At 72.6% G+C, this 21,164-nt stretch carries 23 protein-coding genes, 1 tRNA gene and 1 riboswitch; of the genes, 17 read left to right on the top strand and 7 right to left on the bottom strand.

Annotated features, from left to right (window positions below; translation table 11 throughout):
• Positions 1 to 667 precede the first annotated feature (667 nt).
• The 5 genes from B073_RS0119245 to B073_RS0119225 all read left to right on the top strand — a co-directional run bounded on the left by B073_RS0119245 (position 668) and on the right by B073_RS0119225 (position 5,265).
• On the top strand, positions 668 to 1,207 hold the full coding sequence (locus tag B073_RS0119245; protein ID WP_234025120.1) for a peptidoglycan-binding domain-containing protein: 540 nt from the start codon (positions 668 to 670) through the stop codon (positions 1,205 to 1,207).
• 334 nt (positions 1,208 to 1,541) lie between these two features.
• Positions 1,542 to 2,204, top strand: coding sequence for an HAD-IA family hydrolase (locus B073_RS0119240; RefSeq protein WP_018539717.1), 663 nt, complete (start codon positions 1,542 to 1,544; stop codon positions 2,202 to 2,204).
• A gap of 430 nt (positions 2,205 to 2,634) precedes the next feature.
• Complete coding sequence (locus B073_RS0119235; protein WP_018539716.1) at positions 2,635 to 3,105, top strand: DoxX family protein; 471 nt, start codon at positions 2,635 to 2,637, stop codon at positions 3,103 to 3,105.
• A gap of 150 nt (positions 3,106 to 3,255) precedes the next feature.
• On the top strand, positions 3,256 to 3,903 hold the full coding sequence (locus B073_RS0119230; protein WP_018539715.1) for a DedA family protein: 648 nt from the start codon (positions 3,256 to 3,258) through the stop codon (positions 3,901 to 3,903).
• Between the two features lie 198 nt (positions 3,904 to 4,101).
• A complete protein-coding gene (locus tag B073_RS0119225; RefSeq protein WP_018539714.1) occupies positions 4,102 to 5,265 on the top strand; it encodes a N5-glutamine methyltransferase family protein in 1,164 nt (387 codons plus the stop codon).
• Between the two features lie 113 nt (positions 5,266 to 5,378).
• Here B073_RS0119225 and B073_RS0119220 read toward each other — a convergent pair whose 3' ends face one another.
• Positions 5,379 to 5,984: a TetR/AcrR family transcriptional regulator gene (locus tag B073_RS0119220; RefSeq protein ID WP_018539713.1), complete on the bottom strand. Its 606-nt coding sequence runs from the start codon at positions 5,982 to 5,984 to the stop codon at positions 5,379 to 5,381.
• A gap of 106 nt (positions 5,985 to 6,090) precedes the next feature.
• Between B073_RS0119220 and B073_RS0119215 the strand changes: the two genes are divergently transcribed.
• From B073_RS0119215 to B073_RS0119200, 4 genes are all read left to right on the top strand, one after another.
• The gene (locus B073_RS0119215) at positions 6,091 to 6,747 is read left to right on the top strand and encodes a nucleoside/nucleotide kinase family protein (protein ID WP_018539712.1); all 657 of its coding nucleotides are present in this window, start codon (positions 6,091 to 6,093) and stop codon (positions 6,745 to 6,747) included.
• A gap of 114 nt (positions 6,748 to 6,861) precedes the next feature.
• Positions 6,862 to 7,578 carry a MarR family winged helix-turn-helix transcriptional regulator gene (locus B073_RS0119210; RefSeq protein ID WP_018539711.1) on the top strand — a complete coding sequence of 239 codons (717 nt, stop codon included), beginning with the start codon at positions 6,862 to 6,864 and terminating at the stop codon, positions 7,576 to 7,578.
• Positions 7,575 to 8,423 carry an alpha/beta fold hydrolase gene (locus tag B073_RS0119205; protein WP_018539710.1) on the top strand — a complete coding sequence of 283 codons (849 nt, stop codon included), beginning with the start codon at positions 7,575 to 7,577 and terminating at the stop codon, positions 8,421 to 8,423. Before B073_RS0119210 ends, B073_RS0119205 begins: the two co-directional genes overlap by 4 nt.
• A 68-nt stretch (positions 8,424 to 8,491) precedes the next feature.
• A riboswitch (cobalamin riboswitch) is annotated at positions 8,492 to 8,706 on the top strand.
• A gap of 30 nt (positions 8,707 to 8,736) precedes the next feature.
• The gene (locus B073_RS0119200; protein ID WP_078508076.1) at positions 8,737 to 9,960 is read left to right on the top strand and encodes a HoxN/HupN/NixA family nickel/cobalt transporter; all 1,224 of its coding nucleotides are present in this window, start codon (positions 8,737 to 8,739) and stop codon (positions 9,958 to 9,960) included.
• Between the two features lie 105 nt (positions 9,961 to 10,065).
• Here the strand turns inward: B073_RS0119200 and B073_RS0119195 are convergent, their stop codons facing one another.
• Positions 10,066 to 10,566: a VOC family protein gene (locus B073_RS0119195; protein ID WP_018539708.1), complete on the bottom strand. Its 501-nt coding sequence runs from the start codon at positions 10,564 to 10,566 to the stop codon at positions 10,066 to 10,068.
• Positions 10,567 to 10,980: 414 nt separating this feature from the next.
• Here B073_RS0119195 and B073_RS0119190 point away from each other — a divergent pair, with 414 nt between their 5' ends.
• The gene (locus B073_RS0119190; RefSeq protein ID WP_026247529.1) at positions 10,981 to 11,586 is read left to right on the top strand and encodes a hypothetical protein; all 606 of its coding nucleotides are present in this window, start codon (positions 10,981 to 10,983) and stop codon (positions 11,584 to 11,586) included.
• A gap of 370 nt (positions 11,587 to 11,956) precedes the next feature.
• Here the strand turns inward: B073_RS0119190 and B073_RS0119185 are convergent, their stop codons facing one another.
• The 3 genes from B073_RS0119185 to B073_RS0119175 all read right to left on the bottom strand — a co-directional run bounded on the left by B073_RS0119185 (position 11,957) and on the right by B073_RS0119175 (position 13,197).
• On the bottom strand, positions 11,957 to 12,178 hold the full coding sequence (locus B073_RS0119185) for a hypothetical protein (protein WP_026247528.1): 222 nt from the start codon (positions 12,176 to 12,178) through the stop codon (positions 11,957 to 11,959).
• A gap of 201 nt (positions 12,179 to 12,379) precedes the next feature.
• Positions 12,380 to 12,613, bottom strand: a complete 234-nt coding sequence (locus B073_RS0119180; RefSeq protein ID WP_018539705.1) for a helix-turn-helix domain-containing protein — start codon at positions 12,611 to 12,613, stop codon at positions 12,380 to 12,382.
• Entirely contained in the window at positions 12,613 to 13,197 is a 585-nt protein-coding gene (locus tag B073_RS0119175; protein ID WP_018539704.1) for a DUF2975 domain-containing protein, read from the bottom strand. Before B073_RS0119175 ends, B073_RS0119180 begins: the two co-directional genes overlap by 1 nt.
• A gap of 186 nt (positions 13,198 to 13,383) precedes the next feature.
• Between B073_RS0119175 and B073_RS0119170 the strand changes: the two genes are divergently transcribed.
• Positions 13,384 to 14,019 carry a hypothetical protein gene (locus B073_RS0119170; RefSeq protein WP_158690156.1) on the top strand — a complete coding sequence of 212 codons (636 nt, stop codon included), beginning with the start codon at positions 13,384 to 13,386 and terminating at the stop codon, positions 14,017 to 14,019.
• Positions 14,020 to 14,176: 157 nt separating this feature from the next.
• Here the strand turns inward: B073_RS0119170 and B073_RS0119165 are convergent.
• Positions 14,177 to 14,251 (bottom strand) — tRNA-Val (locus B073_RS0119165).
• 210 nt (positions 14,252 to 14,461) lie between these two features.
• Here B073_RS0119165 and B073_RS0119160 point away from each other — a divergent pair.
• The 6 genes from B073_RS0119160 (at position 14,462) to B073_RS0119135 (ending at position 20,467) form a co-directional block, all read left to right on the top strand.
• On the top strand, positions 14,462 to 15,862 hold the full coding sequence (locus B073_RS0119160; RefSeq protein WP_037812108.1) for a hypothetical protein: 1,401 nt from the start codon (positions 14,462 to 14,464) through the stop codon (positions 15,860 to 15,862).
• A gap of 217 nt (positions 15,863 to 16,079) precedes the next feature.
• Positions 16,080 to 16,916: a DUF4383 domain-containing protein gene (locus B073_RS0119155; RefSeq protein WP_078508074.1), complete on the top strand. Its 837-nt coding sequence runs from the start codon at positions 16,080 to 16,082 to the stop codon at positions 16,914 to 16,916.
• 242 nt (positions 16,917 to 17,158) lie between these two features.
• Complete coding sequence (locus tag B073_RS0119150; RefSeq protein WP_234025119.1) at positions 17,159 to 17,872, top strand: FadR/GntR family transcriptional regulator; 714 nt, start codon at positions 17,159 to 17,161, stop codon at positions 17,870 to 17,872.
• A 166-nt stretch (positions 17,873 to 18,038) separates the two neighbouring features.
• The gene (dgoD, locus tag B073_RS0119145) at positions 18,039 to 19,187 is read left to right on the top strand and encodes a galactonate dehydratase (protein ID WP_026247527.1); all 1,149 of its coding nucleotides are present in this window, start codon (positions 18,039 to 18,041) and stop codon (positions 19,185 to 19,187) included.
• A complete protein-coding gene (locus tag B073_RS0119140; RefSeq protein WP_018539698.1) occupies positions 19,181 to 20,182 on the top strand; it encodes a sugar kinase in 1,002 nt (333 codons plus the stop codon). Before dgoD ends, B073_RS0119140 begins: the two co-directional genes overlap by 7 nt.
• Before the next feature lie 72 nt (positions 20,183 to 20,254).
• Positions 20,255 to 20,467, top strand: coding sequence for an FmdB family zinc ribbon protein (locus B073_RS0119135; protein ID WP_018539697.1), 213 nt, complete (start codon positions 20,255 to 20,257; stop codon positions 20,465 to 20,467).
• Between the two features lie 20 nt (positions 20,468 to 20,487).
• Here the strand turns inward: B073_RS0119135 and B073_RS0119130 are convergent, their stop codons facing one another.
• Positions 20,488 to 21,147 carry an O-methyltransferase gene (locus B073_RS0119130; RefSeq protein WP_018539696.1) on the bottom strand — a complete coding sequence of 220 codons (660 nt, stop codon included), beginning with the start codon at positions 21,145 to 21,147 and terminating at the stop codon, positions 20,488 to 20,490.
• Between the last annotated feature and the right edge of the window lie 17 nt (positions 21,148 to 21,164).

Raw genomic sequence — 21,164 nt, 5'->3', positions numbered from 1 at the left:
CGGGCGCATGTGGCGGATGTGGTGGAGCGCCTGCGGGGACGGCGGGCGCTCTGCATAATCGGCTGCCGGTTCACGCCTCCAGAGATTCGCGCCTCCAGAGAGGGGACCACTCGTGACGGCAGCAGCCACCTGCCCGCACTGCTTCGCCCCGGTCCGCGGGGACGGCCGGCCGACCTGCCTGTGCGCGGCGATCGAGGCGGACGACTTTGATCCGCTGCGATTACGGCCGTATGTCTCGCTGCCGGATGACGGCGCTGGGGGACCCGGCGGGGGCCGGGATGACGACGGGGGCAGGGACGGCGGCGGGGCTCGTAACGGGGAGGGGGCGGAAGACGGGAGTGGCGGTCCTGGGGACGGGGGCGGCCCTGGAGCGTTCCCGGGCTCCGGCTCCGGCCCCGGCGGCTTCCCCCGCCCCGCCGGCCCGGCATCCAGGACGTTCCGTACGTCCGGGCCGTTCCCGCCCTCGGACGACGAGACGTCCGGCCCGTTACCTGACGGCACGATGCCCGGCCCGTTCCCGGAGGAGGGGACGTCGTCCGCGCCCTTACCGGTGGGCGCGCCATCCGGCCCGTCCACCCGGCACGGCACCGCACCGCAGCCCCCGACATCCGCCTCCGGTTCGCCCGCTCCCATCAGGCGCCGACGTGCCCGGCCCGCCGTACTGGTCGTGATCGGCGCCGCCGTGGCCGCCGCGGCGATCGTGATCGGCACCGGGGCGCTCCCGGACGGCGACCGCGACCGTGCGGCGCCCCCGGACCGCGGCACCTTCGCCCCCACCGCGGCCGTCCCGACCGCCGCCGCCCCCACCAGCTCCTCATCGGCGCCCGTCCGCCCGTACCCCGCCACCTCACGCTCCAGGACTCCCGGGCCCCGCCCCCGCCCGTCCCGGTCACCGGTCCCTTCCCCGCCGCCCCCGGTACGGGCGTCCGGCAGCGTCGCGGTCCCACCGGGCGACCCTTCCCCCAGCGCGGCGCCGAGCGGGCCGATCGTGCTCCGCGAGGGCTCCAGCGGCCCCGAGGTGGTGGAACTCCAGGAGCGCCTGCGGCAGGTGGCGCTCTATACGGGGGCGGCGGACGGCCGGTACGGCGCGGCGGTACGGGATGCGGTGGCGCGCTACCAGCGGACCTACGGGGTGCACGGCGATCCGGACGGCGTGTACGGGGCCCCGACCCGGACGTCCCTGGAGGCACGCACCCAGCAGCCGTGAACTCGTCACCCGCCCCCCCCCGCACCGGACCCGTCCAGACCCATCCGGTCACGTCCCGGCCCGTCCCGGCCCGCCACAGACCCGACAAGGCGCGATATGTCCGCCCGACCGTGACGAATGCCATGCCGATCGAGGGCGTCAGACGGTTGTCGGGGCGGCACCCGTTTTGTATCGTGAAAAAACAAAGTGGTTCCGCCCGCACTCCCTGACCGGCGGGCGGGACCGCTTGTGTCTTTCCGGTTTTTCCTTGCTTTACGTGCTCTACCTGCTCTACCTGCTTCCCCTGCACGTCCTGACAGTTCGCTGCCAGCCCCTCGCGCCCAGGAGCCCGCCGATGACGGCCACCACCACGCTCATAGCCCGCGCCCTGCTGCTGGACATGGACTCGACGATCGTGAACTCAGAAGCCGTCGTGGAGCGCTGCTGGCGCCGCTGGGCCGCCGAGCGGTCGCTGCCCGCCGACGACGTCCTCAAGGTCGTCCACGGGCGGCAGGGCTGGGCCACGATGGCGGCACTGCTGCCGGACCGCCCCATGGAGCAGAACCTCGCGGACAACCGCCGGATGCTGGAGCAGGAGACCGCCGACATGGACGGCGTGGTGCCGGTGGTCGGCGCGCCGGCCTTCATGGCCGCCCTCGCCCGGCTCCCGCACGCCCTGGTGACCAGCGCCGACGCCGCGCTGGCCGCGGCCCGTATGGGCGCGGCCGGACTGCCCATGCCGGACGTCAGGATCACCGCAGAGTGCGTGAGCGCCAGCAAGCCGGACCCGGAGGGCTTCCTCAAGGGCGCCGCCGAACTGGGCTTCGCGCCCGAGGACTGCCTGGTCTTCGAGGACTCCGAGGTGGGCATCGAGGCCGGCCGGGCCGCCGGGATGCGGGTCGTCGGGGTCGGCGACCGCGCCGCCGCGTTCGCGCCCACCGCCCACGTCCGCGACCTCACCCAGGTCCGTATCGAGAGCCTGGCGGACGGCGGAATCGCCGTCCGGATCACCGCCTGATCCGCACCACGGCCGCGCCGCACCCGAGCCCCGGCCCGCAGTCGTACCACGACACCCGAACCACGGCCCGCAGCCGTAGCGCGCACCACGGCACCTGAGCCACGTCCGCGCCACACCCCGTTCCGGACGCACCCTCAACCCCCTTGCCCCACCGGGCCGTTACACCCCCACACTCTTGGGCGCACACATGCCGCCGCCCGCCCGCCGCCCCCTGATGGCCGGTGCGCTCTCCCGCGCACCGGCCATGAGTCATACCGGCGCCCCACGCCACCCGACACCAGCCCCCACCCCCTTGGCTCGGACCAATAGGTCCCCTATTAGCCGAATGTTGAACTTGCAAGTAATAGTTAGGTCGGCCTAATCTCAAGACTCCGGCGGGCGCGCCCCGTCCCCCGCGTCCGTTCGTCCCCGAAGACCTAGGAGTCACCGCATGTCCGCTCCCCTCAGCTCCTTCACCGAAAAAAACACGCCGCACGTCCTGGCGCTCTTCCGCGTCGTCGTCGGCCTGCTCTTCGCCAGCCACGGCGCCTCCTCGCTGTTCGGCATCCTCGGCGGCGCGATGGGCGCCGGCCCCGGCCACACCGTCCCGACCGGCACCTGGCCCGGCTGGTACGCCGCGGTCATCCAGCTGGCCGGCGGCCTCCTGGTCATGCTGGGCCTGGGCACCCGCACGGCGGCCCTCGTCAGCTCCGGCTCGATGGCCTACGCCTACTTCTCGATGCACCAGCCGAACGCGCTGTGGCCGATACAGAACGGCGGCGAGGCGGCCGCGATGTTCTCCTGGGCGTTCCTGCTGATCGTCTTCGCCGGCCCCGGCTCCTGGGCGCTGGACCGGCTCTTCTTCGGCGGTTCGGCGCGGCAGCAGGCGCCCGCCGCCGAGCGCGCGCCGAGCACCGTCTGACGCGTCTCGACGGCCGGCCATGGGCCGGGGCGGAGCGTTTCACCGCCCCGGCCCATGGTGTGTTTCCGGCCAGGCGTACGCTGTACGGCTGTAGTGCCGCCCCTGCCGCGCCGAGCGACGTCGCGGCGGGTTCGGATCGGGAGCAGGACGTTGCTGGAAAGCCTGGGGTCGCTGAGCGGCACCCCGTGGGTGTACGTGGTCGTCAGCCTCTCGATCGTCCTCGACGTCTTCGTCCCGATCCTGCCGAGCGGGGTCCTGGTGATCACCGCGGCCACCACGGCCGCCGGCTCCGGCCCCGCCGCCGACGTCGCCGACGTCGCCTCCGCCGTCCACACCGGGAACCACCTGGCCGAAATGGCCTCCCTGGTGCTCTGCGCGGCCGCCGCCTCGGTCCTCGGCGACCTGGTCGCCTACCGGCTGGCCTGGCGCGGCGGGGACCGGTTCGACCGTGCCATCGGCCGCTCCCGGCGGCTGTCCGCGGCCCAGCAGCGGCTCGGCGCCGCGCTCACCCGGGGCGGCGGCGGCATCGTCGTGCTGGCCCGTTTCGCGCCCGCCGGACGCTCCGTGGTCAGCCTGGGCGCCGGGGTGGCCCACCGCACTGTGCGCGAGTTCCTCCCCTGGTCGGCGCTGGCCGGGCTGGCCTGGGCCGCCTACAGCGTCAGCCTGGGCTACTTCGGCGGCCACTGGCTCGGTACGTCCTGGGTGAGCGCCGCCCTCTCCGTCCTCGCGCTCTTCGTCGCCGGCTCGGTGGCCGCCTACCTCGTCCGGCGCCCGGAGCGGGAGACCGCGGCACACTGACCGGCGAGCGGCCGCGTCAGGCGGCGGGGTGGCCCGGTGCCCGGCGACCCGCGCCGGATGCCGCACGGCCCCGGTAGCGCGCGCCTCACGCCCCGCGGCGGCTCCCCGGCACGGAGTAGAGTCGAACGTCACCACCCCGCCCCTCCCTCTCCCCCACCGGAGGCGCGGGCCCGAACCACTGACGCGAGGCACACTGCGGTGAACCACCCCCCGGTCGTCGAATGGACCGAGGACGAGCAGGTCCGTACCGCCCGTTGGCGTTCCGAGAACGGCGCCCGGCCACCCCGCCGGATCGTCATCGCGGACGACCGCACCCGGGCCGACGAGGCGTACCGGCTCGCCTGCGAGGGCACCGCGCTCCTGTGGCGCGGCGACTTCCACAACGCCCGCCAGCTGCTGACCGCGCTGGCCCGCCGCGTCGACCGCCGCCCGCACAAGACCCCGCCCGCCGACGTCACCCAGGCGTTCCACCTGCACCGCGCCGCCCAGAACCAGCGCGCCCGGATCCTCGGCATGCTGCTGATCCCGCTGACCGCGGACCTCGCCGTCCCGTTGCACCGCGCCCCCGACGTCCGCGAAGCATGCACCCGCGCCTACGGCCCGCCGGACGGGACGGAGCTGCCCGCCGGCACCACCGGGGACACCGCCGCCCTGGTCTCCCTACGGGAGCTGCTCGCGCTGATCGGCGCCAACGAATGGCGCCGCAAGGGCGTGGAGATCCCGGCCCTCGGCGGCGACCGGATCCATCCGCACTACGGGGTCTTCTCGCCGGCCCGCGGCGAGTACGTCGACCTGGTGGCCGGCGCCCCGTTGCCCGGCCGGGAGCTGGCGTTCGACATCGGTACCGGCACCGGCGTGCTCGCGTCCGTATTGGCCCGCCGCGGCGTAGGGCGAATCGTGGCCACCGACCAAGACCCGCGCGCGCTCGCCTGCGCCCGGGAGAACACCGAACGACTGGGCGTCGCGGATCAGGTGGAGGTCCTCGAAGCGGACCTCTTCCCGGCCGGCCGGGCCCCGCTCGTCGTCTGCAACCCCCCGTGGGTACCCGCCAAGCCCACCTCCCCCGTGGAGTACGCGGTCTACGACCCCGGCAACCGGATGCTGTACGGCTTCCTGACCGGTCTGGCCGACCATCTGACCCCCGGCGGCGAGGGCTGGCTGATCCTCTCCGACCTGGCCGAACACCTCGGCCTGCGGTCGCGCGACGAACTCCTCGACGCCGTCGCCCGGAGCGGCCTGACCGTCCTCGGCCGGCTCGACATCGCCCCCCGCCACCCGCGCGCACGCGACACCTCCGACCCGCTGCACGTGGCCCGCGCCGCCGAGGTCACGTCCCTGTGGCGGTTGGGAACGGCGGAGTAGTCAGCTAACGGGGGCAGCGGGGCAGAGCTAACGGGCGTCCTCTTGGGGGCAGGCCGGGCCGGTGGGCGTCCCCTTGGGCGGCCGATCTCGTCCCCGTGGGCGGCGGCCGACGGCTAGATGGGCCGCAGCCCGGCGCAGACCGTGCGCACATAGCGGTGCCAGTCCCCCGCGTCGTTCCGGATCACCGCGGCCAGCCCGCACACCGCCATCACCACATCCGTGACCTCGGCGTCCGCCCGGACCGTGCCCTCCTCCTTGCCGCGGGCGAGGAGTTGCGCGGCGACCTCCTCCGCGCGCTCCCGCCCCTCCCCGGCCGGCTCGGTGGAGCCGAACGCCGCCTCGATCGCCGCGGACAGTCCGCGCTCGGCGCTCAGCACCTCCCCGATGTGCGTGAGGTAGGCGGCCAGCCCCTCGTCCGCCGTCGGGCACGCCAGGCAGTGGCTGCGCCCGAACTCGACGATCTCCGCCTGCCGTTGCTCCCCCACGGCGGCGATCAAGGCGGACCGGCTGGGGAAGTGGCGGTAGACCGTCCCGATGCCGACGCCCGCGGCGCGGGCGATCTCGGGCATCTGCGCCTCGTCGCCGGACGCCCTGAACACCTCCCGTGCAGCTTCCAGCACCCGGCCGCGGTTGCGCTCGGCGTCGGCACGCGGCCGGCGCTGCGGTGCGGGGGAGGCGGAGGAGTCCGAGGAGGTGGAAGGGACGGAGGACGGGGACATACCGAGGATGCTACTGGCCACGCACCGGGCGGAATCGGACTCCACCCGGCGAACCGGCCCGGCCGCCCCGCGCCCACCACGGCCCATCAGGCACGATGGTCCCATCATGAACCTCGACGACCTCGTCGCCCGTGCCCGCCGGCTCGCCGCCTCCGCGACGCCCGGCCGGCGCCGGCTGCTCGGCATCGCCGGGCCGCCGGGCGCCGGGAAGTCCACCCTCGCCGTCCGGCTGGCAGCGGAGCTGTCCGGCCAGGCCGCGCTCGTTCCGATGGACGGCTTCCACCTCGCCGAGGCGGAGTTGCGCCGCCTGGGCCGTATCGACCGCAAGGGCGCGCCGGACACCTTCGACCCCGCCGGCTACGCCGCCCTGCTGGCCCGTCTGCGTTCCCGCGAAACCGGCACGCCCGTCTACGCCCCGGCCTTCGACCGCCGCATCGAGGAACCGGTCGCCGGCAGCATCCCGGTGGCGCCGCACATCCCCCTCGTCATCACGGAGGGCAACTACCTCCTGCTGCACTCCGACCCCTGGGCGCGGATCCGCGAACTGCTCGACGAGGTCTGGTTCATGGAGCTGGACGCCCAGGAGCGGGTGCAGCGGCTGATCGACCGCCACGAGCGCTTCGGCCGCCTGCGCGTCGACGCCGAGGAATTCGTCCGCAACTCCGACGAGGCCAACGCCCGCCTCGTGGCGGCCACCCGCCCCCGGGCCGACCTCGTCGTCTCCTTCACCGAGGACGAGGCCCCGCCCCCACTGGACGACTGACCTCACCCCACCCCACACGACTCCACCCAACTCCACAGCACGCGACGGCGCTTCGCTTCCGCTCGCGCTTCCACACCCCTTCCAAAACGACACTGACGATGTCATCATGACAGCATGAGTGTCATCGAGAGGGGTGCCGACGAGGGCACCGACGCACAGTCCGGCCGCCGGCGCGACACGAGTCGGCATGACTCCGGCGGACGTGCCGCACGCGGGAACACCGGAGGCGAGACCACGACGGACGAGCTGCTGTACGACGTCATCCGCCGCCTGTGGCCGTTGCACCGGACGATCGTGCGCGCAGTGGAGCGCGAGCTCGAAGGCACCGGCATGACCGCCGGCGAGCACGCCCTGCTCGACGCGCTGCGCGCCCACGGGCCCCGCACCGTCCCGCAGTTGGCACGCTCACTGGGCCTGGACCGCCAGCCGGTGCAGCGCTGGGTCAACCACGCGGCGGAGCTGGGCCTGGTCGTGACGGCCCCCAATCCCGCTCACCGCCGCTCGTCCCTGATCCTGCTCACCGACGAGGGCACGGAGGTGATGCGCGGGATACAGGACGCCGAGGCGGCGGAACTCCGCCGCGGGCTGGCCGACCTGTCGACCGGTGAGGTCCGCACGGCGCTGCGGGTCCTGGATCGGCTCGGCGAGGAATTCCGGCACTGGGCGGACGGCTCGCGCGTTCCCCCGGAGGAAAGCGGCAATCCCGAAAACCGGGACGCCGCCGCCCCGGACGCCGCACAGGCCGTGATATTGCCCGCAACCGGGCACCAACCAGCGGCGCCCACCCACCCGACCGACCGCCCGACGCCCACAGAAGGTCCCGCAGAATGACCCACGACTTCCAGGCATGGTCCGAGATCGACAACGGCACCGTGCCGATCGACGACGGCGAGCTGTTCTACGAGACGGCCGGCTCGGGGCCCGCGGTGGTACTGCTGCACGGAGGGATGCTCGACCAGCACATGTGGGACGAGCAGTTCGCCTGGCTGGTCAACTCCGGCCTGCGGGTGGTCCGTTACGACTCCCGCGGCCACGGCCTCTCGTCCACGGTGACCGGAGACTGGTCCAACCACGACGATCTGGTGGCCCTGCTGGACGCGCTCGACATACCCCGGGCCGTTCTCGTCGGCCTCTCGCACGGCTCCCGGGTCGCACTGGACGCCGCGCTCGCCCACCCGGCCCGGGTGTCCGCCCTCTTCCTGGCCGCGCCCGGCATCAGCGGCCGCACCTTCACCGACCCCTTCATCCTGGAGCACATCCGGGAGCAGGTCGCCGCGGTCGGCGAAGCGGACGGCGCGGAGCGCTATGTGGAGCACTTCCTGCGGATGTGGGTGGACGGGCCGTATCGTGCACCGTCCGCCATGCACCCCGGCTTCCGGGAGCGGATGCGCGCCTCCGCGTCCGCCAATGTCGAGGTGCACGCCGACGGCGTGGGCGCCGGCATGCCGCTGGAGGTCGGCGCCGCGGAACGCCTGGGCGAGATACGGGTGCCGACCGCCGTCCTCGACGGCGACCTCGACTCCACCGACATCTCGGCCAACGCGCACGCCATAGCCCTACAGGTCCCCGGCGCCCGCCGCATACGCGTCCCGGCCGCCGGCCACATGGTCAACCTCGAGAACACCTCGCTCTTCGACCGGGAACTGCACGCCTTCCTGTCGTCCCTGGACCTCTGAACGCGGCCCGCCCCGCTCCGGCGGCCGCCCGGAGCGGGGCGTTCGTGGCCGGTTCCCAGTCATGCCCGCTACAGTGATCGGGCCGTGGTGTTCGGGAAGACCGGTGCAGGACCTCGTGTCCCAGGCCGGCGCGGCCCTCGCCACTGTGATCGGGGAGTTTCCGTCCCTCTCCGTGCGCGCACCTCGCGCGCACGGCGCCACTGACCGCAGCCTGCGGCCGGGAAGGCGGGGCGGACGCGGGCACCCGTAAGCCAGGAGACCGGCCACGGCATCTCACGAAGTGATCCACGAGGTGCTGGAGCGTGATGGCCGCATGGCCCTGTCCACTGACACGCCGGACAATTCCCCTTCCCCCCGCAACACCCCCACCCCCCTCCTCGGCATAGCCGGATCCCCGGGACCGTTCCGCTGGCAACGCCACGACACCGTCCGCACCGCCGGCCTGATGGCGGTGATCGCCGCACTGCACATCGTCGCCTTCGGTGTGCTCTTCCTCCTGGTCGTGCCGGGCCACTACGCCATCGGCAGCCAGGTGTTCGGCGCCGGGCTCGGCATCACCGCGTACACCCTGGGCATGCGGCACGCCTTCGACGCCGACCACATAGCGGCGATCGACAACACCACCCGCAAGCTGATGGCCGACGGCAAACGGCCGGTCTCGGTGGGCTTCTGGTTCGCCCTCGGCCACTCCAGCATGGTCGTCGTGATGGCCGCGCTGGTGGCGGGCGGCGCCCAGCTCGCCGGCACGCTGATGGACGACAACTCCCGTACGCACCAGACGCTCGGCCTGGTCGGCACGACCGTCTCCGGCACTTTCCTCTATCTCATCGCCGCCCTCAACCTGGTCGCCCTGGCGGGCATCCTGAAGGTGTTCCGGGCGATGCGGGCGGGCACGTACGACGAGCGGGAACTGGAGCAGCAGCTGGATTCCCGGGGCTTCCTGAACCGGATCCTCGGCCGCCTCACCAAGTTCGTCAGCCGCCCCGGCCAGATGTACCCGCTCGGTTTCCTCTTCGGCCTCGGCTTCGACACCGCGACCGAGGTGACGCTGATGGTGATGGCGGGCAGCGGCGCGGCGGCGGGCCTGCCCTGGTACGCGATCGTGTGCCTGCCGCTGCTGTTTGCCGCCGGGATGAGCCTGTTCGACACGCTCGACGGCACGTTCATGAACTTCGCGTACCAGTGGGCGTTCGCCAACCCGGTGCGCAAGGTCTACTACAACCTCACCATCACCGGCCTGTCGATCGCGGTCGCGTTCCTCATCGGCACCATCGAGCTGGTGACCGTCCTGCACGACAAGCTCGGCCTCGACGACCCGCTGACCTCGGGGATCTCCTCCCTCGACCTGGACAACGTGGGCTTCGTCATCGTCGGCCTGTTCATCGTTGTGTGGGCCGCGGCACTGGCGTACTGGCGCTTCGGCGGCGTCGAGAAACGCTGGACCACCCGCACGACGACCACCGAACCCACCGAGGCCGCCCAGATCACCGAACCCACCGCCCCAGCGCGTCACGGCGACGACACCGGCGCCCCGTAGACCGGTCGCCTCCACCCGCAGCGACGCGGCCCGCCCCACCGCCGAAGGGACGGGCCGCACCGCCCCACCACTCAACAGGCGCGACAGCAAACGGCCCCTGGCGCCTCAGGTGGCCGAGCCCGCCGCCGCGCCCGTCAGCAGGTCCGGGCCCCAGCGCTCCAGCGCCGCCGACAGATCGAGCGGCCGAAGCCGGTCCGCCACATCCGGCCCCGGCCAGTCCTCCCGGGGCACCCGCCACATCACCTCGAACTCGTTGCCGTCCGGGTCCCGGGCGTAGAGCGACTTGGAGACCAGGTGATCGCTGGTGCCCACCAGCGCATCCCGCTCCCGCAGCCGCGCCGCGACCGCCGCCAGATCGCCCAGCGTCCCGACCTCCCAGGCCAGGTGGTACAGCCCGATCCGGCCGTTCTCCGGCCCGGGCGCATCCGGCCCCACCGCGAACAGCCCCAGATCATGGTCGTTGTGCGACCCGGGCGCGCTCAGGAAGGCCGCCCGCCCCGGAATCTCCACGTCGACCGTGAACCCCAGCACCTCGGTGTAGAACGCCACCGACCGCGCCACTTCACGGATGTACAACACCGCGTGATTGAGCCGCCGTACAGACATCAGCCCTCCTCCATTTCCCTCGCGCCGACCAGCACCCCACCCTCACCCAATTTACTTGAACATTCAAGTCATCCACTCCCCACCATACTCGCCCCCACCAAGCACCAACCCCCCCCAAATCACCCCGATCATCCCTTTCCAGCCACCCCCGGGCACACCGGAGGACACCGAAGTGTGCCGGAGGGCGCGACCTCGGACCGTTCGGACCGCCCTCACACCTCCCGCCGGTCCGTTCGCGTCGGACGTTCGCTTGGTGCTGCCGTGATCCGCCCCCGTGGATGTCACTCGTGGGTGTCGGAGATGGGGAACGTGCGCGGTCTGTGCGCCCATGCTCCCTTGTGCAACTCGCGGACCCAACGCATCGTTTGAGTGGATGCCGCTCGGCGTTTTGACGCCTCAGGGGGGCGGTACGGTGTGGGCTCAGTAACTCCGTGGGCAAGGGAAACCTTTGGAAGCCTGGCCGGGCAGCTGGCCGAAGCCATCCCAGCATGCCTCGTGCAGGCCCATGAAAGGGCCCGCCATGGCCATGAAGGCGTCCATACCCAAACGCTGGAAGCGTACGGTCACGGGTTGCATGCCGTGCAGTACGAGGCACTGGCGGCCGGCCTGGCGCCCTTCGAAGGCGCAACAGCGATACGGCTACAAGGCCGCACGGTCATGGTCATCGGTAACAACGTCATCTACCCCATCAGGTACGCGAAGAAGGACGTCCCCGTGACCACGGCACGGCTGCGTCGGGCCGTCGGCCTCCGCGCGGACCTGATCAGGCGCCACGGGCCCGAACCGCGGCAGCAGGCGTTCGACCTGGGCCTCGATGAACTCGACGAACAAGAAGTGCACCCTGACATCGCGCTCCTCCCGCCGGAGTACCGGTTGATCACCATCGCGTACGCCTGCTCGATGGAGCGAGGTGTGATGCGCGTCGAATGGGGCACCGCAGAGCTACGGCGCGAGGACCGCTACCTCATCTGGCATCGCCACGAGCGGCTGCTTCCACCCGCTGACCCTCGCGCCGCTTAGGGCGCTTCTGACGCCGCGGAGATCCGTCAGAAGCGCCCTAGCCGCATCGAACCAGCCGGATCCGCCATCGATTGCCCTCGCTGCTCGCAACAGAGCGACCCCTCTCAGCCCGTCGCCGGACCTTGAAGGGCCGCCCTGTTTGCCTGGGGCAGTTACGAGGCGGGCCCCATTGCCTCCTCGGACAGGAATGCCTCGTCTTCCCCGAAGTCCGGGGCCAGGAAGGGGTTTGTCGTCGGAGGCGGCGACGCTGCGGCGGAACAGTGGGGTTGCCCTTCCGGGGCGGAGAACAGCGACGTCAGATCGATGAGAGGGCTCCCTAGCGTTACAGGTCCCGAAGGGGACTGGCGTGCCGTGACCGGGCACAGCGGTCCTACAGCTTGGTCATCTTCGCGTACGGGCTCAAGATCCGCATTTGCGCCGAGCCGAAATCCACGAGCGCCGCGGTTCCCTCCTCTATGCCGATCACCCGGCCGAGGCCGTAGATGTCGTGTGTGACCTGGTCTCCCATGGCGAAGTGCTTGGGAGCCGGGGCAACCGGAGCCCTGAAGGGGCTGGTTGGCAAATGACGCTTCGGTGCAGCGGGCTTTGTCATCACCCCCAGTATGCGCCTACGTGCCTCCCTTTGGCTGCGGCCGTCCGCGCCGGATACGCACCACCGACCCGAACGGCGACACCGCTTCGGGAACATGGAACGGCTCCAGACCCTGTCGCCACGGGCCGGCCCCTGACCTTCCAGGGGCGCCGAGGAAGGATGGCCCGACCGCTCCGTGGTGGACCCCACCGCGATGACCGGCTAGGCAGGCTCGGCGGGGTCGTGGCTGATCAGGTCTCCCGGCTGGCACTGGAGGACATCGCAGATCCTCGACAGGGTCGAGAAGCGGATGGCCTTGGCCCGCCCGTTCTTGAGCACGGACAGGTTGACGACGGTGATGCCCACTTGCGCGGCCAGTTCGGTGAGCGTCATGCCGCGCTCGGCGAGGAGCCGGTCGAGATGGATCCGGATCGCGTGGACTTCCTCTTCGGGCATCAGATGGTCCCTTCGAGGTCCTCTCGCATGCGCACGCCCTCACGCATGATCTTCCCCATGATCACTGCGGCGAGGCCGGCGAGGACGAGCTCCAGCGGCCCGGAGACCGTCGGTCCGGAACCCGCGACCGGCGCCATGCTCCCGACCAGCCAGGACTGCGACCAGCCGACGATGAGACCGGCCACCGGCGTGCCCAAGGTGACGAACCAGCCGAGAACGGAGAGCCGTCGCGCGGCCACGTCGGTGAACGGCCCGTGCAGCCGGACGGCCCTGAGCAGCTGGGCGAAGAGCAGCAGCGCAAGGGAGCCGAACAGCAGCCAGGGCAGTTGACCCCCGAGGTCGGCGGCGCGCTGGCCCACGGAGGGGCTGTTCTGGCAGAGGGTTGCGGCACTGCTGGACGCGTCCACACCCTTGCCGATCGGCAGCCGCTCCCCGAGTCGGGCATTGGCCCAGAAACCCGTCTTCACGCAGACCGCCCCGTGGTCGAGCATGTGCGTGACCCCCTTGCCGAGGAAGGCGACCCCGCTGACCACCGCCAGCAGAAAGGTCACCGAGGCCAGGACCCTCGTGAGTCGCGTGTCCATTGCATCCCATCCCATCGATTTTCGATATGCCCGAGGCTAGAGGAACATATCGATATTCGACAAGTCCATGGCCGCCGACGAGGCCGCCCGGCGGACAGGGAGGACGGCTTCCACCCGGGGCGGCCGGAACCACTCGTTGGGAGCGGTGGGTGATGAGGCGAGAGAGGTCACCGGTGGCCGAGGGGCTTGATCAGGGTGAAGGGCGCCACCATCTCCCGTCGGGCGCCCCGGCCGACGGAGGAGCACACCCCGACGGGACTCGTCGTCGACCACTTCCATGCCGCGCCCGAGAACAGCATGGAGCTGACGCTCCAACCCGTGATCCGCACGAAATGGGGGCGAGAGGCCGAGTCGCTCGATCTCGGCATGGAACACCTGCCGCACGCCCGGCTCCCTCAGATCGGTCTCGACATCGGTAACAGCGAGAAGCGGCACTACGTCGCCATGACGTTCGAGGAGGCCGACCAACTGCGCGCCCATCTCGACGAGTTCATCGCACGGGGGCGCGAGTACGCCCAACCGGATGCCGTGGCATCCCTGCAGGAGCCGGTCGACTACTGCGATGTGCGGATCGTCGCATGCGAACGCCACGCGAAGGGCTTCCACGGACACGCCGTCGGCGACACACGGCACGGCGGGCCGGTCTGGGTGACCGTCCCCAAGGACACCACCGGACCGCGCTTGGAGGAGCTGGTGACGCGTCTGCTCGCAGAGGTGCATGAGACGCAGCAGGAGCTGACCACCCCGAGCGGCGCCGAGGTTCGCCAGGCGGGTGAACCACCCGAGCCGCCGTCATGGCTGGTGGGGAAGGACGCCGCCTGAGCGGACACCCTCGTAAGCACGCGTAAGCCCTTATGAGCCCTCGCGAGGGCAGCACGACGAGTGCTGCTTGTTGTCCCCCGCCTTCCCGCCAGAACGCAAGAATGCCCTTCCGGATCACTCCCCGGAAGGGCATTCTTTGCGTTTGCGCTGGTCAGTGTGGTGGGCACAGACGGATTTGAACCGCCGACATCTGCTTTGTAAGAGCAGCGCTCTACCGCTGAGCTATGCGCCCTGGCCGAGCCGACAGACTACCTTGCCCTGGGGCCGGGACTGCAAACCCGGGCCGAGGGGCGGAACGGTGCGGTGTGGGGCGCGAGCCGGGCGGTTTGCAGGGGGTGGTTCGGGGTGGTGGGCGGGGGCGAGAACTCACCGGCCGGGATGTTCGTTCGGGTGGGTGGGAGAATGTCAGCCGGTCCTGGGGCGATCCGATCGGGAGAGGGATGTGACGGCGACACACATGCAGTCCGGGCGGGGGGACCGCCGTCGCGCCCGTGGGAGCCGGCTCGGCCGGGCGGCGCGGGAGGCCGTGGGGCTCGTCCTGCTGCCGTTGCCGCTGCTGGTGGCGGTGGCGCCGATGGCGTTCGCCGGGGGCGGCACCCGGCGTTGGTTCGGGCGCGGGGAGAGCCAGCGGGCCGACGCACAGGCCGCGAAGGACGCCGCGGCGGCGGCGTTCTACGAGCTCGACTCAGCCCACCGCGACCTGCGGATCTCAGTGGAGACGATCACCGCCGTCGACGACTCCCCGCGGGCCCGGCAGGCCACGGCCGAGTACGAGAGCTTCGGCCAGCGGATCGACCAGGTCAGCCAGGGGTACATCACCGCCGTCGACTCCCATGATCTTGACCGGGACGACCTCGACGGCGCCGCGCTCGCGCGGGCGCGCGCCGATCTGACCCGCGCCCGGGAGGAGCTGGAGCGGGTCCGCGGCGAGCTGGACTGGTTCGCGCAGAGCCTCGCGCCGCTGCTGCAGAACGCCGAGACCCAGCTGGCGCGGGTGGCCCCGGCCGTGGAGCAGGCCCGGCAGGCGCTGCTGGCGGCGAGCAACGCGCTGGACGCGGTACGGGGGCAGGGCCTGCGGGCGGACGACCTCGCGGCGCGGCTGGCGGCGCTCGGCCCGGAGCTGACCAAGCTGAACCAGGGGGCCGCACAGCACGGCGTACCGGAGACCATCCGGCGTGCGGAGGAGGTGCAGCGGCAGGCCGGCGCGATCCGGTCGGAGGCCGAGCGGCTGCCGGCGACCGCGGCGGAGATCGACAAGCGGCTGGTGTCGCTGCGGACCCGCGCGGACGCCATCACCACCCGCGCGCAGCAGGTCGCCCCGGTCCTCAGTGAGCTGCGGCGGCGGTACAGCGCGGCGTGCTGGCAGGACCTCCAGAAGGTGCCCGAGCAGGCGGTGGCCTCCGTCGAGCAGGCCCGGGCCGCGCTCCGGGAGGGCGAGCAGGCCCGCGGGGAGCAGCGCTGGGCGGACGCGACCAGCCGGTTGGCGACCGTGCGGGCGCTGCTGAACTCCACCGACGAGGCGGTGTCGGCGGCCGGCGACCGGTTGCGGCGGCTGGACGCGGTGGCGGCCGACCGGCAGCAGGAGATCGAGCGCACGCGGTTCGCGGTCCGGGACGCACAGCGGCTGGCGATGGCCGGGCGCAGCACGCCCGACCCGCGGCACGCCGGGCCGCTGGACGAGGCGGTGGCGCGGTTGGACCGCGCGGTCGCGGGTCTGGAGGGGCGCCACCCGGACTGGTGGCACTTCCTGACCGAGACCGAGGCGGTGCGGGAGACGGCGGCCCGGGTGGTGCAGGAGATCCGCGACGTGCGGGGCGGGGCGGCGCCGGGCGGCGGACGCTGAGAGGTTGACGGGGGGAGCGCAAGGGCGGGCCTTCTGTTCCACGACTTGTTCCGCGATTCGTTCCGCGATTCGTTCCGCAACTGGTTCTGCGATTCGTTCCGCGATGCGTTCTGCGACTCGTTCCGCGATGGCACAAATTCCCCGTGTGTCGGATGCTGGAGACCTGGACTGTACTGAGTACGGCCCAGGCGGTTCGACTGCGCGAAGGAGGCCGGACATGGCTGCTACCGGTGCACCTGGCCAGGTGCTGCACAGGCCCACCAACCCCCTCCGCCGGTTCAAGCGACGGCGCGCCCAGATCAACGAGCACCTGCCCGTGGACCACCGGCTGAACCTCGTCTACCGCATCGGTGCGGGCGTGATGGGGCTGGTGCTGGCCGCCTTCGGCATCCTCGGCCTGACCCACCACATCGGGTTCTTCGACACCGGCGGTGCGACCGTGGCCGGGCTGAGCACCAATGGTTCGCTCAGCGTGATCTCGATCGTCGTCGGGGCGGTGCTCTTCACCGGGATGGTGGTCGGCGGGAACTTCGCCTCCACCCTCAACATCGTGCTCGGCGGGCTCTTCCTGCTGAGCGGGTTCGTGAACCTGGGGCTGCTGCAGACCGACGCCAACTTCCTCGCGTTCAAGATCCAGAACGTGCTCTTCAGCTTCGTGGTGGGGCTGTTGCTGCTGGTGTTCGGCATGTACGGGCGGGTCAGCGGCGGGCTGTCGCACGACAACCCGTACTGGCGCGCCAGGCATCCGGAGGAGGCCGAGCGCTTCGCCAGCGGGGACCTGCACCCGGTGTCCGGGATGACGGCCGGCCGGCAGTCGGCGCGGAGGCGGATGCAGGGCTCCTGGCACGGCGGGCTCGGCTCGCTCGGCCCTGGCACCAGTCGCACCGGTCCGCACCCCCGGCACACCGGTGCGCGCGCGGACACCTCTCTGCACGCGGCGGCCCGTCCGGGCACGGAGGACCGCGCGGCGGGCACCGGGCCCGGGAAGGGCGGGGGTGCGGCGGGCACGCGTCCCGGCGGAGCGCCCCCGGCCGGCAGCCCCGAGGAGCTGTGAGGGGCGAACGGGAAAGGGATGCGCTGTGCCGCTCGGTGCGCCCTGACGGTTGGGCCGTGACGGTTGCGTCCTGGCGGGTCGCGGTCGGCGTGCGGCGGCATGGGCCGGCATGTGGCGGCGCGCGGGCAGCGTACGGCGGCGAGCAGCGTTCGACATAACGGGCGCCCGGGCACGCGGAGTTGTGGATTCCGGGAGCGGCGGCAGCGGGCCGGCGGGCGCGTGGCGCCGGGAGCACCGGGCAGGTGGGAGCGACCATGGGGCAGTTGGGGAATCCCGCCTCGTATGCGGGACAGGGGTCGCACGGTGCGGCCGTCGAGGCGCTCGCCAAGCGGATCTTCGAGGGTGGCTACGGCGAGGGGGACGTGCTCGCCCTGCCGGAGCTGATGGCGGAGCTGGGCGTGAGCCAGACCGTGTTGCGCGAGGTGGTGAAGGTGCTGACCGCCAAGGGCCTGCTCGCCACCCGCCAGAACCACGGCACGTACGTCCGGCCCCAGGAGGAGTGGAACCTCCTCGACTCCGACGTGCTGCGCTGGAAGCTCGCGGCCGGTGCGTCGTCCGACTTCTTCGCCGACATGCTCGAACTCCGCCGGTCCATCGAGCCGGCGGCCGCCGCGCTGGCCGCCGAGCGGCGCACCGACGACGACCTCGAAGCGCTCAACGCCGCGCTGACCGCGATGTCCGCGACCGAGGACGACCCCGTGCTGCTCGTCCGCGCCGACGCCTCCTTCCACACCGCGATGCTGCTCGCCTCCAACAACCGCTTCTACGCGCAGATGCACCGGGTGATCGTGCCCGTGATCATCCAGCGCGGCCGGGAGGTGTACGCCTCCGGGGCCTTCGAGCATCCGCACACCGTGCACGCGGCGGTGGCCGAGGCCGTACGCGACCGGGACCTGGACGGGGCGTACATGGCGATGCTGGAACTGCTCGACAAGTCGGCGCGCGAGCATCCGTGAGGCCGGAACCCCGTAAGGCCGGAAACGGCACGTGCGGTCCGCCCGGCGAGTGGGCATCTCTCCCTGGGTGGGCGCCTGCGGCTCCGTGGGTGGACACGGCTCCGGCGGCGGACGCGCCCGACGGACGCCGCGACGGAAGGACGGGCCCCGCGCCATGGCCGACTCCATGAAGATCACCCGTGTCGAGACCTTTCTCGCGCCGCCGCGCTGGCTGTTCGTCCGGGTCGAGACCGACCAGGGCGTCGTGGGCTGGGGCGAGCCGGTGGTCGAGGGGCGGGCCGAGCCGGTGCGGGCGACCGTGGCGGTGCTGGCGGAATATCTCGTCGGGCAGGACCCGGCGCGCATCGAGGACCACTGGCAGGTGATGACCAAGGGCGGCTTCTACCGGGGCGGCCCGGTGCTCTCCTCCGCCGTCGCCGGCCTGGACCAGGCGCTGTGGGACATCAAGGGGAAGCGCTGCGGGCTGCCCGTTCACCAGTTGCTCGGCGGGCCGGTGCGCGAGCGAGTGCGGGCCTATGCCTGGGTCGGCGGCGACGAGCCGGCGGAGATCCGGGACGCGCTGGCCGCGCAGGTCGCCGCGGGCTTCACCGCCGTCAAGATGAACGGCTGCGGGCGGATGTCCCCGCTGGCGACCCGCGCGGAGGTGCGCGCATGCCTGCGGCGCGCCGCGACCGCCCGTGAAGTCCTCGGCGACGACCGGGACTTCGCCCTCGACTTCCATGGCCGGGTCTCCCCCTCCGATGCCCGCAGACTGCTGCCGTTGCTGGCGGAATACGCGCCGATGTTCGTCGAGGAGCCCGTCCTCCCCGAGCACGTGCACGCGCTGCCCTCCCTCGTCGACGCGTCCGGCGTTCCGCTCGCACTGGGTGAACGCCTCTACACCCGCCGTGAATTCCTCGCCCCGCTCCAGGCCGGCATCGCGGTGGTGCAGCCCGACGTCTCGCACGCCGGCGGGATCTCCGAACTCCGCCGGATCGCCGCGCTGGCGGAGACCTACGGGGCCCATCTCGCCCCGCACTGCCCGCTCGGCCCGGTCGCCCTCGCCGCCAGCCTCCAAGTGGCCTTCACCACCCCGAACTTCCTCATCCAGGAGCAGTCCCTGGGCATCCACTACAACCGCGACGCCGAGCTGCTGGACTACGTCACCGACCCCGCGCCGTTCCGCTTCGAGGGCGGCGCGCTGCCGCGGACCGACCGGCCGGGGCTCGGGGTGGAGGTGGACGAGGCGGCCCTGCGCGCGGCGGACGCGGCGGGCGGACACGCCTGGCGGAACCCGGTCTGGCGGTACGAGGACGGCGGTTTCGCCGAATGGTGACGAGCCCCCGTACACCGCAGGCCACCCCCGCCACCCCCGTCCCCCCGGACGTCCTCACCTTCGGCGAGACCATGCTGGCGCTGCGCGGCAGCGGCCCCCTGAGGCTCGGCGGCACGATGCGGGTCTCGGTCGCCGGGGCGGAGAGCAATGTCGCGATCGGCCTGGCGCGGCTCGGCCACCGCGTCCACTGGACGGGTACGGTCGGCGCGGACGAGGCCGGGGAGCTGGTGCTGCGGACGCTGCGCGCCGAGGGCGTCGAGGTGTCCGGCGCCACCCGCGACCCCGGCGCGCCGACCGGGCTGATCCTCTTCGAGCCGCGGCTGCCGGAGGTGACCCGGGTGCACTACTACCGCGCGGGCTCGGCCGGTTCGCGGCCCGCGGCGGACGCCGTCGAGCGGGTCTTCGCCACGGCGCCGCCGCGCGTGCTGCACCTGACCGGCATCACCCCGGCGCTCGGCCCCGCGGCCCGCGCCACCGCCGGGCACGCCCTCCGCCTGGCCCGCGGGCACGGCACACTGGTCTGCCTGGACGTCAACTTCCGCGCCCGGCTGTGGACACCGGAGGAGGCCGCCGAGGTGCTGCGCGGCTGGCTGCCCGGTGTGGACGTGCTGCTCGCCTCCGAGGACGAGCTGCCGCTGTGCGTGCCCGGGGCGGCCGGCGGCCCCGTCGAGGACGCGGCCCGGCGGCTGCGCGAACGGGGCGTGCGCGAGGTGGTGGTCACGTACGGCGCGGACGGCGCCACGGCGTTCACCGGCGACGGCCCGTGCCGCCAACCCGCCGTCCCCGTCCGGGCGGTGGACCCGGTGGGCGCCGGCGACGCCTTCGCGGCGGGGTACCTCTCGGCGCTGCTGGACGGCGCGGACGTCGCCGGGCGGCTGGCGCGGGCGGTCACCACCGGCGCGTTCGCGGTCGCCTCCCCGGGCGACTGGGAGGGCGCGCCGACCCGTGCGGAGCTGGGGCTGCTGGGCGCGCCGCCGGGCACCGTCGTGCGGTGAGGGCGGGGGCGGCGAGGAAGCCGCCCCGGCGGACCTGCCCGCAGACGTCGCCGCGCCCCGTAATCTGGGCCCATGCCCCGTTACGAATACCGCTGCCGTCCCTGCGGGACCACCTTCGAGCTGAACCGGCCGATGGCCGAGTCGTCCGCCCCGGCCGTCTGCCCCGACGGCCACGAGGACACCGTGAAGCTGCTCTCGACCGTCGCCGTCGGCGGAACGGCGGCGGCCCCCGCCGCCCCGCGCGGCGGGGGCGGCGGCTGCTGCGGGGGCGGCTGCTGCGGCTGACCCCCGGCCGGGCCCGCGGGCTACCGCTTGCGGGCCAGCGTCACCCCGTCCGCCACGGTGAGCAGCACCGCGTCCATGCGGCCGTCCGCCAGGACGTGGTCGTTGAACTCCCGGATCGACAGGGCCGAGCCGGTCGCCGCCGGGTCGGTGACCGCACCGCGGTAGAGGACGTTGTCCGCGACGAGCAGTCCGCCGGGCCGCAGCCGCGGCACCAGCTCCTCCCAGTAGGCGATATAGCCGCTCTTGTCGGCGTCGAGGTAGACCAGGTCGACGTGCGGCTCGGCCGGCATCGCCCGGAGGCTCTCCAGGGCGGGGGCGAGCCGCAGCCGGATGCGGTCCGCGACCCCGGCCCGCGCCCAGGCTTCCCGGGCGCAGGCGGTCCACTCCTCGGAGACGTCGCAGGTGGTCACCGTGCCGTCGGCGGGCAGTGCGCGGGCCATGGCGAGGGTGGCGAAGCCGGTGAACGTCCCCACCTCGACGACCTGCCGGGCCCCGGTCAGGCGGACCAGGAACGCCAGCAGCGGCGCCTGCTCGGGTGCCGACAGCATCCCCGCGGCCTCGGGGAACCGCTCGCGGGTGACGTCCACGAGGTCCTGGAGCACGCGGTCCAGGGGTGGCTGGTGTGCCAGCACGTAGTCGTACAGCTCCGGTGTCAGCGGTGCGCTCTTGGACTCGGCCACGGACTCTCCTCCCGGTC

It is taken from the genome of Streptomyces sp. MspMP-M5, assembly GCF_000373585.1.
GTDB lineage: Bacteria > Actinomycetota > Actinomycetes > Streptomycetales > Streptomycetaceae > Streptomyces.
This window is presented reverse-complemented; position numbering and strand designations above follow the sequence as displayed.

What these genes read in the sequence shown, in the direction of transcription:
- B073_RS0119240 (WP_018539717.1), top strand. Translation starts at nt 1,542, where the DNA reads ATGACGGCCACCACCACGCTCATAGCCCGCGCCCTGCTGCTGGACATG.
- B073_RS0119235 (WP_018539716.1), top strand. Translation starts at nt 2,635, where the DNA reads ATGTCCGCTCCCCTCAGCTCCTTCACCGAAAAAAACACGCCGCACGTC.
- B073_RS0119220 (WP_018539713.1), bottom strand. Translation starts at nt 5,984, where the DNA reads ATGTCCCCGTCCTCCGTCCCTTCCACCTCCTCGGACTCCTCCGCCTCC.
- B073_RS0119215 (WP_018539712.1), top strand. Translation starts at nt 6,091, where the DNA reads ATGAACCTCGACGACCTCGTCGCCCGTGCCCGCCGGCTCGCCGCCTCC.
- B073_RS0119210 (WP_018539711.1), top strand. Translation starts at nt 6,862, where the DNA reads ATGAGTGTCATCGAGAGGGGTGCCGACGAGGGCACCGACGCACAGTCC.
- B073_RS0119205 (WP_018539710.1), top strand. Translation starts at nt 7,575, where the DNA reads ATGACCCACGACTTCCAGGCATGGTCCGAGATCGACAACGGCACCGTG.
- B073_RS0119200 (WP_078508076.1), top strand. Translation starts at nt 8,737, where the DNA reads ATGGCCCTGTCCACTGACACGCCGGACAATTCCCCTTCCCCCCGCAAC.
- B073_RS0119195 (WP_018539708.1), bottom strand. Translation starts at nt 10,566, where the DNA reads ATGTCTGTACGGCGGCTCAATCACGCGGTGTTGTACATCCGTGAAGTG.
- B073_RS0119185 (WP_026247528.1), bottom strand. Translation starts at nt 12,178, where the DNA reads ATGACAAAGCCCGCTGCACCGAAGCGTCATTTGCCAACCAGCCCCTTC.
- B073_RS0119180 (WP_018539705.1), bottom strand. Translation starts at nt 12,613, where the DNA reads ATGCCCGAAGAGGAAGTCCACGCGATCCGGATCCATCTCGACCGGCTC.
- B073_RS0119175 (WP_018539704.1), bottom strand. Translation starts at nt 13,197, where the DNA reads ATGGACACGCGACTCACGAGGGTCCTGGCCTCGGTGACCTTTCTGCTG.
- B073_RS0119155 (WP_078508074.1), top strand. Translation starts at nt 16,080, where the DNA reads ATGGCTGCTACCGGTGCACCTGGCCAGGTGCTGCACAGGCCCACCAAC.
- dgoD (WP_026247527.1), top strand. Translation starts at nt 18,039, where the DNA reads ATGAAGATCACCCGTGTCGAGACCTTTCTCGCGCCGCCGCGCTGGCTG.
- B073_RS0119140 (WP_018539698.1), top strand. Translation starts at nt 19,181, where the DNA reads ATGGTGACGAGCCCCCGTACACCGCAGGCCACCCCCGCCACCCCCGTC.
- B073_RS0119135 (WP_018539697.1), top strand. Translation starts at nt 20,255, where the DNA reads ATGCCCCGTTACGAATACCGCTGCCGTCCCTGCGGGACCACCTTCGAG.